We start from the raw sequence: 12,220 nt of genomic DNA, 5'->3' as shown, positions 1-12,220 counted from the left end.
AATTTTTTTGCTTGTCATATATTTTCTATATTTAGGCACCAAAAACTAACCAAAACTAAACCATGTTAAGAAACATAACCGTAGGTTTATGCTTTTTATGCTGCATTTTTATGCCATTAAACGCACAAACTTCAAACCAAGCTAAGGGCAAACCAACCCAACAAAGCTCTACAGCTTCTTCCGGTACTTCAGATCGTGCTGTAGATGATAACAACAATACATTCACACAAACTAATAGTCAGTTAAATTCTTGGTGGCAGGTTGATTTACAATCAGATACTAATATTGACCTAATTAAATTATTTAAGGGATCAACCAGTCTTTCTAACTTTTATATTTTTATTTCAGACAGTGATTTAAGCTCACGTAGTTATTCAGATATCCTATCAGATTGTTCAGTCGAGTACATCTTTGTTTCTGAAAATATTGATGAATCATTGAACATTCCAGTTTCAGTGAGCGGCCGTTATGTTCGTATTCAATTAGCAGATACCAATATACTTTCTTTAGCTGAAGTTGAGGTATTTCAAGACACATCATCAAACGCTGTGTGTACTGATTTTTGTCTCATTGAAAATTTTGATAATAAACTCAACGGAAGCATTAGAGATCAAGACGGTTGGGTTGCCAATCCACCAGGTGCTTTAGATGGTGCCATAGTTGATTCTGAACCCAATGAAGCCTTTACAGGGAAGGCTTTAATGTTAGATCCTAACAATGTGCAATTCCGCGGAAACGCATACAAACCTTTAAATAACCAAAGCATTGTAGAAGGGGATTCTGGGACTTTATTTTTTCAATTGCTTACTGAAGATTTAGCTAATACTAGTACATCTATCGGTCTTAGTGATTTAATAGCCCCACGTTTAACTGATAGTGGAACAGGGCAATTGGATTTAGAGAATGATTTTGAGGTACAACTCATTTTAAAAAATGGTCAAATCGGCATTCAAAATGGAGGTTCAGCAGACTATTTTAATAATATTCAACTAGAAAACAATGTTGTTTATAACATTTGGTTGGTTGCAGACAATCAAAATGATAGTTTCCAAGTCTTTGTACAAGGTGGTGCTCATGTTTTTCCTGCTCAAGCGGAAATCACAGGTGGTGTAAACACTTTCACGTTTCGTAACAACACTACTGCGTCATTACAAAGCCTTTATTTTCTTAATGACCCTAATCAAATAGGAAACAGCTTAGTTTATCTTGATCAATTTTACCTTGATAACCAAAAAGAAAATCTTTCTATTCCTGTTGAAGTGTCTTCAATTTCAAAATTCACCTTAATTGAAAACTTTGAAAACCTAAATTTAGGTAATATTAACGGTCAAGATCAGTGGATCGCCAACACAGATGATGCCAAGGTGGCAACTGATCCTGAGTATAGTACGAATCAAATCATGACTTTTGATGCGTCTGAAGCTACGGTTTACCGTGACATTCCAGATGTTAGAGACTGTGAAACAGGTACACTATTCTTCCGAATGAAGCGTAATGGTTCGCTCAATGAAAATGTTGGTTTTTCAGATGTTCAAATACCTTCTGAATATGCCGATTTTGAAAGTCAGATTAATATTTCTGGAGACGAACTTAATGTACGTGATGGTGGTTCTTTTAGAGGTTTAGAAGATCTTGATAATGATTTGTGGTACTGTGTTTGGATGGTTTCAGATAACACGACAGATACCTATAAAATCTACATTCAAGGTAATGATGAAGAGAAACCAAGGTTATTGCGCAGTGATATCAACTACCGTAATGGTAGTGCTTCTAATGCTCTAACCACCTTTTTGATGAAACAAAGTCAGAGAGACGGTATTACGGGGACTTTTAGTATCGATGATATTTATTTACATCACAATGAAGAAAATTTAACTCACCCACATACTGACACCTGTATTCATGAAGAACCTATTCCTGATCCTAGTCAACCGCTTGACAATCCAATTGTAGAGCGTATTCATACTGATGGTTTAGGGCTTATTTTAGAAGAGTTTGTGACCATTCCTGCAAGTAATGGAGGTAACCCGAATACTAGAATTAATTTTTTAGACCATGCTAATGATGGTAGTGGACGCCTTTTTGTAAATGACCTAAACGACAAATTACACGTCATAATAAACGGAAACGTTTCAACCTATTTAGATGTAAGTGCACAATTTCCATATTTTGCTGAAGAACCACGATTAGGTTCTGGCTTTGGTTTCTTCGCCTTTCATCCTGAATTTGCCAACAATGGTAAGTTTTATACCGTACATACTGAGAGATTTGGTGCTTTAAGCGCTTACACACCAGATTATACTTCAGCCGGGACTGATGATATGCATGGTATTATTACAGAGTGGACGGCTTCAGACTCGTCGGCCAACGTATTCTCAGGAACAAAACGTGAAGTCATAAGAATTGGGTTTGACACTTACCTTCATGGTTTTCAACAAATAGGATTCAACCCCAATGCTACCCCAGGAAGTGATGATTACGGTTTACTATATCTCGCTCTTGGTGATGGCGAAGAAAACCCTGTGTTTTCAGGAGCACCGCAAGATCTTAGCACGCCGCATGGTAAATTATTACGAATTGATCCGCAAGGGAATAACGCTCCTAACGGCAATTATGGTATCCCAAGTAATAACCCATTTGTAGGTAATGCAGGGGCCTTAGGTGAAATTTATGTTTATGGTTTTAGAAATCCGCATCGTTTTAGTTGGGATACAGAAGGCACCAATAAAATGTTTATTGGAAATATTGGAGAGAAAAATGTTGATGGCGTTTATATAGGCGAACCAGGTGCCAATTATGGCTGGAATGAACGAGAAGGCTCTTTCTTGTTTAAGACAAACGACCCTAATAACGTATATCCGCTGCCTGCAGTTGATAATTTTGGCTATACTTATCCTGTTGCTGAATACGATCACGATGAAGGCTTCGCACTTGTGGGTGGTTTCGTTTACCGAGGAAATACTTACCCAGACCTTCAAGGCAAATATATTTTTGGAGATGTAGTAAAGGGCCGTATTTTTTATACTGAAGAAAGTGACATGATTTCTGGCCAGTCTTTTGCTGAAATCAAAGAATTTATAATTTATGATGAAAACCTTAATCAAACCAGCTTTTTAAATTTAGCCGATTATTCGCGTGCCGATTTACGCTTCGGAATGGATGCCAACGGTGAGTTGTATGCCCTTTCTAAGCAAAATGGTAAGATTTGGCGCATTAAAGGAGAGCGAACGCTATCTACCGACGCTATAGCTGAAGCCACTGAAGTCAAGGTGTTTCCAAATCCGGTTAAAGATGTGCTTAACATAAAATGGAATAACTCATTTCAAGGAAATGCCGAAATCAGTATTGTAAATCAGCTAGGTCAAAGCATAAAAACCATAAATGCTAAAAGTTTTTCAGGTAGAGTACAAGTATCTTTGAGTGACTTACCAAGCGGTTTGTACTTGGTAAATGTTTTTACAGGCACCGTTAATCATAGCGTTAAAGTTATTAAAAATTAGTAACTATGACCGTTATCGACCAGGCTCTAACGTGATCTCTGAAGTTGTTTCTTTATAGTCTTCGGAGTCGAGAAGCAATTTAACCACACAAGCGATGTTTTAAAGTGTAAACTTAAAAACATCGCTTTTTTTGTAATGGCAACTAATTTTTTCGACAGTTTTGACATGAGATAATCATAACATCTCTCAATAAAAAAACTCATGAAAGATAAATTAAAAATAGATATTGTTTCTGATGTAGTTTGCCCATGGTGCATCATCGGCTACAAACGTTTAGAAAAAGCTATTAATGAACTAGGTGTACAAGATCAAGTAGAAATTGAGTGGCAACCCTTTGAATTAAACCCCAATATGCCTGCGGAAGGCCAGCTCCTTACAGAGCATATCGCAGAAAAATACGGTTCAACACCAGAAGAACAAGAAGCTTCTAGACAGCGTATGACTGAAATAGGCGAGGAGCTCGGTTTTAAATTTGACTATTTTGAGGGTATGAAAATGGCAAATACTTTCAACGCTCATGTTTTATTGGAATACGCTCAAGAATTCGGCAAACAAACTGAATTAAAAATGAGATTAATCACCGCTTTTTTTGGTGAACGTCAAGATGTTTCAGACCGTGACGTTTTAAAACAAGCTTCGTTAGACGTTGGTTTAAATGCCGAAGAAGGTATGGCTTTGCTAGATAATGATGAAGCCCGTTATAATACAAGAAGCAAACAAGCGTTTTGGCAAAATGCCGGTGTACAATCTGTGCCAACTATCGTTTTTAATAAGAAAAGTGGCGTAACAGGAGCTCAGCCAATAGATGTTTTTAAAGAAGTATTAACCGACATGCTTAAAAAGTAAAAAAAGCTAATTAATTATGTCACGATTGTGATGTTAGCTTAATTGAAATATATATATGATTAAAAATAAATTACTATTAGGCTTGCTTTTAATGACGTTTCAACTCTTTGCTCAAAAGTATACTAGGGCAGAAGTAAATAATTTAATTCAAGAGAATTCTACTTTTACAATTCATCAAGATAACTATATTATTACTGGAATTCCAACGAATACAGATATTAATTCTGACACGGCAGATATTAAATATCAAATCAGTTTTAAACAATTAATTAGTCGTAAACCTCTAGTGTGGGATAGTTATATATACGCAACCTACACCCAAAAAGCATTTTGGAATATTTATAAATTTTCCAGTCCTTTTGAAGAAATAAATTTTAACCCCTCCATAGGTTTAGCGAAAGTGATTTATGATAAAAATGATCGCGTTCAGGGTTTGGCATCGGTCATGCTCAATCACAATTCCAATGGTAGAGATAGTATATACTCCAGAAGTTGGAACAGTTTGAATTTTAAATATTCGACAGCTTTAAATAAAAAAACGTTATTGAGTGCCGAAGTTTGGGCTCCTTTTGTTTATAAAGAAAGTAACCCCGATCTTTTTGATTATATAGGTTTAGCAGCTGTGACAGTATCTCGTAATTTAAATTCGGAAAAATTAATTTTAGAAATCGAAGCCAAAAAAGGATTAGAGTGGGATTGGAAAGGTTCAATTAGATCACGCCTATATTATAATCCGTTTAAAACAAAAAACCAGTATTTAATGTTCGAATGGTTTGCAGGTTATGCCGAAAGTCTCATCGATTACGATCAGTTTACAAGCATTGTTAGAGTTGGTTTTGTGGTAAAAACGAACGAATTAGATTTCTTAAGGCAAAAAAGATAATTATGAATCATTTAAAAAGGATCGCTTCTAAAAATAACAAGGTGTTGCGTTAAATACTTTGTAAGCTTTTTTCAAATGCTTAAATTTGATTAACAACTATCAATACGTTTATACTATGCTCGCATTATACAACTTATTACTTCAAATCCCGATGGGCACACCAAACCCAGACGATAATCAAAAAGTAGATTTATCAAATCCAGTTGAGATTATCGTCTTTATTGTGATTCCTATTGCAATTATAGCCCTTTATATTTTTTGGAGGGGAAAGAAGAAAAAATAGGTATTTATATCATAGTTAAAAAGTTACCGAGTTCACCCTATCTGCTGATAGCTAGGCTCGAACACCATTTCCAATCAAACCTTCGGAACGGTGTTTGAGCGAAGTCGAGAACCATTAAGCAATAGCTATTTATTTCTCCTTCTTTCCTGGTTTAGTATCAAGCTCGATATTTTCAATAGGTTCTTCTTCTGATTCTTTTTCTTTCTGCAGTTTATCACCCTTATGCCTGTCGTTCGTCAAAGGTCTTGCCGTGCGAGCTCCAGGAAAGTCTAAATTTTCTTCAGCAATCTCTGGCTCATTAGGGGTTTTCTTTACGATTGCGTTATTATCAGCATTTTTATTTAAATCCTTGGTATTCTTTTCTGAATTTTCTTTATCTGATTTATTCATGGTTTTAAAATTTTAAGTTCGTATTTACTCAAACTTAATGAATAGAATACCATAAGATTAGCTGGTTTACTTAAAACATTGATGCTTTTAATTAATTGAAGACAAATTGATAAAGTCATTATTTTACATAGAATAATCTATCAATATGAGACAGCAGTTTTGAGGAGTGATTTAAGTGTTTTAGGAGAAGTTTAAGACATTTTTTTGCTGTAAATATTTTTATCATATTATCTTTAATGAATAACTATAAAAAAACATTACATGAAAACTTTATATGAAGCAACTACGATTGCTACTGGAGGAAGAAAAGGTCGCGTAGAATCTGAAAACAGTCCGGTTAATTTTGATTTATCAGTACCTAAATCTATGGGAGGTGATGGCGGAGACGGTGCAAACCCAGAACAATTATTTGGTGCAGCCTATGCTGCCTGTTTTGGTGGAGCGTTACAAGCTGTGGCTCAAAATGAAGGAATAGACATTGATGATAATGAACTAAGTGTAACAGCTATCATCGGTTTTTGTAAGGATGACGACGGGTTCTTTTTAGAAGCCACTTTAGATTGTTATATCCCAGGAGTAGATCTTGAAACAGGTGAGGACTTAGTAGAGAAAGCTCACGAAATGTGTCCGTTTAGTAAAGCAACACGTGATAACATCACAGTTACCTTGAATTTGTTATTGGATAAGTAGAACCTCACAAATTTAAATTTATTGGAGGCTGTCTAAAAAATAAAGTTTTCGTTAACCTGAACTCCTGCCTACTAGCAGGCGTGATGATTAAGATTTTCATATTACCTGATTATCATAATAATACAACCCTTAAAGCGAAGTTTTAACGGGGTTGTATTACTTCAGAATGAGGGACTTTAATACTTTTTAGACAGCCTTTTTTATGCTTGTATTTTAAAAACTAAATTTTAGTTATAACGTATTAAAATGTTTTAAAATTTCGGCCCGATTGGATTTGCTTACCGGGATTTTTTTGTCCTTTATATAAAGCATATTTCCTTCAAAGCCACTCACTGCCGAAATATTAATGAGATAGCTTCTGTGCACTCTAAAAAACATATTTTCAGGCAATTGTTCTTCAAAATTTTTTAATCCTGTAGAATATAAAAATTTATCTAATTTGGTGTGGATTATGGTGTAATTATTATCTGCTTCTAAAAACTGAATATCTTCCAAAGCAACCCGTTCGTAGTGATTATTTTTTTTCAGAAACAAATCATTTTTAATACTCAGAGCCTGATTATCACTTTCTATAACAGGGTTATTATTTTGATTATCAATAGAATTTTCGACATGGCTTTCCTTAGAAAAGTTAGACAATGCTAATTCTATAGCAATATTTATCTGCCTGTCATTGAATGGTTTAAGAAGATACGCATGGGCTTTTACATCTTTAACACGATCAACAATTTTAGCATCAGTAAGCGAACTTAGAAAAATTAAAGGAATGTTATATTTTTCATTAATTATATGTGCTAATTCAATACCATCTTTATCACCCTTTATCATGATATCCATGAGTATAATATGAATATCAGAAGTGTTTTCTAATAAAGATAGTGTGGTTTCCGCCGAATCAGTAACACCTACTATTTCATAAGACATGTCTAAAAGTCGCCATGAAATATCTTGGGCTAATAGCTTTTCATCTTCAACAATAAGTATTCTAATATTCGAACTGAAACTCTTCATTCAAAAGTTATATTACTAAATTTATTTTCCACTGAGTGCCTTCGTTGCTCTCAATGTTTACGCTGCCATCTAATTGATCTATTAGTGAGTTAATAAGCTGTAACCCCAAAGAATTCTTTTTTTGTCGCTCTGTAGGACCGAACCCTTTGCCATTATCGCTCACTTCAACATGTAATCCTTTTTCATTAGAAAGTGCCGATATTTCAAGTTTAGGGTTAGGATTATCTTTATAAGCATGTTTGATGGCATTGGTTACAATTTCATTTAAAATTAAAGCAATAGGTATAGCTTTGTTAACGTCAATATTTATGGGGTCAATGTTAAATTTTGGATTTAATTCGACACCAAAACCATAAATAAGATTTAAAACAAGTTCCTCTACATATTCTTTTAAATTAATTTTGGTCTCAAGTCCTTCTTGGTATAGCTTACTGTGTACTAATGACAAGGCCTCGACTCTGTTCTTACCAGAAACGATAATTTCCTTATCTGAATTTTCACTAAGCGATCGGCTTTGCAAATTAAGTAAGCTAGATACCATTTGTAAATTATTTTTAACACGGTGGTTAAGCTCTTTTAAAAGAAAGGCTTTTTCTTTTTCCTTTTTCGATAAATCGGCATTAACGATACGTATACGATTGTACAATCTGTATAACAAATAACTTAATACAATAAATAATACAATCACAACTGATAATCCTATAACAATATTTTTTCTTGTAGCACTTATCTCATTAATACGCTCAATTTCCAACTCCCTTTTATTAATGATATACCCAGCTTTAAGCTGTTCTACTTTTTTTATATTCTCTTTATTAACAAGGCTATCGTGATAGGTTTGATATATGTTTTGATATTTAAAAGCTTCTTTATAATCTTGCTTTTCTTGGTTAAACAAAACTAGCGTTTTACTAAAGTCTTGTATTTGTTCTTTTAAACCAATTTTTTTAGCAATTTTGAAAGCCTCTAATAAGTATTTTTCTGCGAGATCGTGATTGCCTTCTTTCTTATAAATATCACCTAATTCCGCGAGGTATATGGAAACACAGTAATCATCTTGTAAAATCTTAAGAATATTTATGGCTTTTTTCAACGCATTTTTAGCCTTTTCAAATTCATTTTTAGAAGCATAAACCATTCCTAAATTACCAGATGTGTAGCCCGAAATGGCCTCAATGTCAAGGACTTTGTTTAATTCAAGAACATCTAATAAGGTTGTTTCTGCTAGATCGAGCATCCCAGCAACGCGATATGACTCACCTAAATTAATTAAGGTTAAAGCATATTTTATTTTTTCGTCAAGATCTTTGTAAATCGATGCTGTTTTTTTAAGATAAGTTATCGATGATTGATATTCTTGTAAAGCTGCATAAACAGTAGCTATTTGAGCTTGAACTGCAGCTTGATTATCTATTAAATTTAGTTCTTCATATATAGTTAAAGCTTCAAAAGCAGCTGATAAAGCATTGCTATAATTGCCTAATCGTTGCTCTAGCATTCCAATACTTTCTAGGGCTTGAGCTTCTAAAAGTCTGGAATCAATTTCTTTTGAAACTTTTAAAGATTCTTGAGCGAAGTAGAGCGCGCTATCTAATTTAGGGTGGTAAAATGAAATAGACTCTAATAAGTTAGCGCGCTCCTTTTTTGTGAAATTTTTAGCTTTTAGTAAATCTAGTAAACTATCAGATTTTTTTCTGTCCTGCCCATAGCCAAGCTGGCACAAAAGGCAAAAGATTAAACAAAAAAGGACTTTTAGTTTACTATACATATATTAATCGTTTAAATACTAATTGTGTTTTGAATGAATTTTAACAAACGGATCAATTTTAAAGTAATATTCTTTGTTGTCTATTTCAAAAGATAATACAATCGTATAGTATAAATACAAGTCTTTTAAGTCGCAATCTGATTGGTCTTTGTCTTTACTTTTAATTAAGAAATACTCTTCATTGCTCTCTTTAATGGTTCTAGGTTTAACAAAAAGGCTACCGTCTGGAGCTACCGAACTATGTTTATCATTTTTTTTAAAAATAATGTGTTCTTGCCAATCTTCTAAACTCATAAAAGTTTGAGAAGCTTTACTTAAATTGATGAATTTTAAGTAATATAATTTAGGAACGATACTTGTTCCTGGAAAATTTAATTTAAATTGAACACTTTCTCCACAAACTAGATTAAGGAAAAAGCCTTTTAAATCGTTTTTCACAAAAAAATCTAACAGTATAGGGTTTAAGTGTGAGCCTTCTCCAATATGTGTATTTTCAAGGGTTTCTTTTAGTTCATTAAAATCGAAATCAAGATCTAAAACGACCTCTTTAGGTGTTGGTTTTTGTTTCATAGAAAATTATGATTAATTAATTTAATTGATATTCTCAAATATATAGAATTATTTTCCGAAAGGAGGTTTGAAAAAAATTATCATTTTAAAAGTATCCACTTACTAGGTTTTTAGGTCGATTCACACAAAAAGATTGATATTCTTAGTGATGTCATATATATTCGATGTATGATATTAAAACAATTGGTGGTTATCTGAAAAACCAGAATAGAGTAGGAGCCTAATTAAAAGATGACATTATGAAATCAGAAAGTTTAGGAAATATAATTAGTGCTCATGATTTTTACAACCTAACCAATGAAGATATTGAAAAATTAACTTCTGGTATATCAAAAAGTTCTGCAATTATTTTTAATGATACTGGCAAACCTGTAGATTTCTACGTTTATAATTACATGGATGCCATGTGTTGGATACCAGCTCAAAATACTACGATAGACCATGGGAATTTTGGTACCATGACAACATTTGGTAAATACTTTAAAATTCATCCTGATAAAAACGAGGTCTATGAGTTTTTAGTTGCCCCAAATAGAGCTTATATATATAAAGGTCCGGGAACATTAGTTCATATTGACAGAAAATGAAAATATGATTATAAGTACTTTTCAATTCATGGATTGCTCATTTGTGTTTTAAAAAAAATTAGTGAAGGGATTAATGATTCAACTAAAAATTAAATTTTTAAAAAACACAAACTTCTCTAAATATCCCAAGAAATAAAGTTTATTTTAAACTGAGTTTTTTGGGATATTTTAAATTCTTGATGAACTTAAAAAAATTAAAGTATACAAACTTCAGATTGGCCTTGAAGGAATAAATCTTCTCAATTGTTACCTCGACAAGGTTAATAAAGTTAGTTTTCGAGATTCAAGAACATTCCTAAAACAATATTAACCTAGTGGTTAAACACTTTTTATTTAACGACATAGAAAGGAAGCCTATTGTATGTGCTATGGCAATTCAAATATTTTTATTATCTTTAATACAATCACTTGATATTTAGTGATTAACCCTCCCGATTTAAGAATACAATAGCAATGTTTTTTATTATTTACCCAGTATTGGGTATGTTTTAGTTTTAGCTGAAATCATAAGCATTAAGACCGATATTAATTTATGCAACGAAAGTTGAGTACTTTTTTAACTGGTCGTATTACCATTTATATGATTTACAAAAAACGAATAGTTATGTTATAAAGATATGATTAAGTATCGTCTTGCAACTTCTAAGGATAACCAACAATTATTAGAACTAACTAGGTCTGCAGGAATGCCTGGTAAAATGGCTTTGCGTATTGACCGGTATCCAGATTTTTTCAAGCTAAACAAATTACGAGGAGCGACTACAGTTTATGTAGCTACCGACGGCGCTAATATAGTTGGCTGTATTTGTGTTTCAGATCAAAATGTATATATAAATAAGCAACACTATCCGTTATATTATATAAGCGATTTTAAAGTATCTAAAACGCATAGACATCTTGGTATTGGACTAGAATTAACAAATACAGTTGTTAAGTATTTAGAAACTCAAAATGCCGATTTAGTCTTTCTAAATGTCGCAAAAGGGAATAAAAGGCCATTTGTGTTTTTTAGTGATAGAGGGCATTATCCAGATTTTCAAAATATAGGGACATTTACAACATTTCAATATATAGGAAAAAAAAAGAAATTATCGAATAAAAAATATAAGATTGAATTAAGTAGAGCAACAAGTGAAGTGATCGAATTTTTAAACGATTATTATTCTCAATATGAACTGGCAAGCATTATTACAAATGATAAAATTAAAGATACAGACTTGTACGTTGTAAGAGAACAAAACCAAATACTCGCAGTTATGGCTTTAATAGATACGATGGAAATGAAGCAGAATGTCGTATTAAAAATGCCTTGGCATTTAAAAGGGATTATTGCATTTATAAATGTGTTTTGTCAATTGTTTAAACTATCAAAACTTCCGAAGGAAAATGAACCAATTAAAATGCTTTATGTAAGGTATTTGGCAATAAAAGTATATGACAAAGCCCTTGTGTCCGCACTTATTTCATTTGCAAAACAACAAGCTTATAATAAATCGTATGCGTTTGTTTCAATAAGCTTACATGAAAACGACAACTTACTTCAAAAACTACCAAAATTTATGAGATTTACTTTTAATTCAGTAGGCATGTTGGTAAGCATGAAAGACAATAATAAACTGATGGAAATGGTAAATAAAGGCATGCCTTTTAGAGATTATTCAACCATTTAACATATTAATTTAAAACGCGAAT

The 12,220-nt window shown here is 32.8% G+C and carries 11 protein-coding genes; 7 read left to right on the top strand and 4 right to left on the bottom strand.

Translation table 11 applies throughout. The annotated features are described in order from the left end of the window. Positions 1–62 precede the first annotated feature (62 nt). The 4 genes from F6U93_RS01145 (at position 63) to F6U93_RS01130 (ending at position 5,512) form a co-directional block, all read left to right on the top strand. Positions 63–3,500, top strand: a complete 3,438-nt coding sequence (locus F6U93_RS01145) for a PQQ-dependent sugar dehydrogenase (protein ID WP_150936015.1) — start codon at positions 63–65, stop codon at positions 3,498–3,500. Between the two features lie 201 nt (positions 3,501–3,701). Further along, positions 3,702–4,346: a DsbA family oxidoreductase gene (locus F6U93_RS01140; RefSeq protein WP_150936013.1), complete on the top strand. Its 645-nt coding sequence runs from the start codon at positions 3,702–3,704 to the stop codon at positions 4,344–4,346. Between the two features lie 55 nt (positions 4,347–4,401). Continuing rightward, on the top strand, positions 4,402–5,229 hold the full coding sequence (locus tag F6U93_RS01135) for a phospholipase A (RefSeq protein WP_191963431.1): 828 nt from the start codon (positions 4,402–4,404) through the stop codon (positions 5,227–5,229). A 115-nt stretch (positions 5,230–5,344) separates the two neighbouring features. Next, positions 5,345–5,512 carry an adenylosuccinate synthetase gene (locus tag F6U93_RS01130; protein ID WP_150936011.1) on the top strand — a complete coding sequence of 56 codons (168 nt, stop codon included), beginning with the start codon at positions 5,345–5,347 and terminating at the stop codon, positions 5,510–5,512. A 129-nt stretch (positions 5,513–5,641) separates the two neighbouring features. On the opposite strand, the gene F6U93_RS01125 is transcribed toward F6U93_RS01130, so the two are convergent. Continuing rightward, the gene (locus tag F6U93_RS01125; RefSeq protein ID WP_150936010.1) at positions 5,642–5,902 is read right to left on the bottom strand and encodes a hypothetical protein; all 261 of its coding nucleotides are present in this window, start codon (positions 5,900–5,902) and stop codon (positions 5,642–5,644) included. Positions 5,903–6,163: 261 nt separating this feature from the next. Here F6U93_RS01125 and F6U93_RS01120 point away from each other — a divergent pair, with 261 nt between their 5' ends. Next, entirely contained in the window at positions 6,164–6,592 is a 429-nt protein-coding gene (locus F6U93_RS01120) for an organic hydroperoxide resistance protein (protein WP_150936008.1), read from the top strand. 231 nt (positions 6,593–6,823) lie between these two features. Here the strand turns inward: F6U93_RS01120 and F6U93_RS01115 are convergent, their stop codons facing one another. From F6U93_RS01115 to F6U93_RS01105, 3 genes are all read right to left on the bottom strand, one after another. Then, positions 6,824–7,603, bottom strand: a complete 780-nt coding sequence (locus tag F6U93_RS01115) for a LytR/AlgR family response regulator transcription factor (RefSeq protein WP_150936006.1) — start codon at positions 7,601–7,603, stop codon at positions 6,824–6,826. A 7-nt stretch (positions 7,604–7,610) separates the two neighbouring features. Next, positions 7,611–9,326 (bottom strand): tetratricopeptide repeat-containing sensor histidine kinase, encoded by a 1,716-nt coding sequence (locus F6U93_RS01110; protein WP_191963430.1) that lies wholly within the window; start codon positions 9,324–9,326, stop codon positions 7,611–7,613. 63 nt (positions 9,327–9,389) lie between these two features. After that, positions 9,390–9,941, bottom strand: a complete 552-nt coding sequence (locus F6U93_RS01105; protein WP_150936002.1) for a hypothetical protein — start codon at positions 9,939–9,941, stop codon at positions 9,390–9,392. 239 nt (positions 9,942–10,180) lie between these two features. On the opposite strand from F6U93_RS01105, the gene F6U93_RS01100 reads away from it, so the two are divergent. Both F6U93_RS01100 and F6U93_RS01095 read left to right on the top strand, forming a co-directional pair. Further along, on the top strand, positions 10,181–10,528 hold the full coding sequence (locus tag F6U93_RS01100; RefSeq protein ID WP_150936000.1) for a hypothetical protein: 348 nt from the start codon (positions 10,181–10,183) through the stop codon (positions 10,526–10,528). Between the two features lie 617 nt (positions 10,529–11,145). After that, positions 11,146–12,198: a GNAT family N-acetyltransferase gene (locus tag F6U93_RS01095; protein ID WP_150935998.1), complete on the top strand. Its 1,053-nt coding sequence runs from the start codon at positions 11,146–11,148 to the stop codon at positions 12,196–12,198. Positions 12,199–12,220: the final 22 nt, after the last annotated feature.

This window comes from Pseudotamlana haliotis (assembly GCF_008806375.1).
Classification (GTDB): Bacteria; Bacteroidota; Bacteroidia; order Flavobacteriales; family Flavobacteriaceae; genus Pseudotamlana; species Pseudotamlana haliotis.
Note: the sequence above shows the minus strand (reverse complement) of the source record. Positions and strands in the feature narration are given on the sequence as shown.

Excerpts from the sequence above, each read along its gene's own strand:
- F6U93_RS01145 (WP_150936015.1), top strand. The coding sequence starts at position 63 with ATGTTAAGAAACATAACCGTAGGTTTATGCTTTTTATGCTGCATTTTT.
- F6U93_RS01140 (WP_150936013.1), top strand. The coding sequence starts at position 3,702 with ATGAAAGATAAATTAAAAATAGATATTGTTTCTGATGTAGTTTGCCCA.
- F6U93_RS01135 (WP_191963431.1), top strand. The coding sequence starts at position 4,402 with ATGATTAAAAATAAATTACTATTAGGCTTGCTTTTAATGACGTTTCAA.
- F6U93_RS01130 (WP_150936011.1), top strand. The coding sequence starts at position 5,345 with ATGCTCGCATTATACAACTTATTACTTCAAATCCCGATGGGCACACCA.
- F6U93_RS01125 (WP_150936010.1), bottom strand. The coding sequence starts at position 5,902 with ATGAATAAATCAGATAAAGAAAATTCAGAAAAGAATACCAAGGATTTA.
- F6U93_RS01120 (WP_150936008.1), top strand. The coding sequence starts at position 6,164 with ATGAAAACTTTATATGAAGCAACTACGATTGCTACTGGAGGAAGAAAA.
- F6U93_RS01115 (WP_150936006.1), bottom strand. The coding sequence starts at position 7,603 with ATGAAGAGTTTCAGTTCGAATATTAGAATACTTATTGTTGAAGATGAA.
- F6U93_RS01105 (WP_150936002.1), bottom strand. The coding sequence starts at position 9,941 with ATGAAACAAAAACCAACACCTAAAGAGGTCGTTTTAGATCTTGATTTC.
- F6U93_RS01100 (WP_150936000.1), top strand. The coding sequence starts at position 10,181 with ATGAAATCAGAAAGTTTAGGAAATATAATTAGTGCTCATGATTTTTAC.
- F6U93_RS01095 (WP_150935998.1), top strand. The coding sequence starts at position 11,146 with ATGATTAAGTATCGTCTTGCAACTTCTAAGGATAACCAACAATTATTA.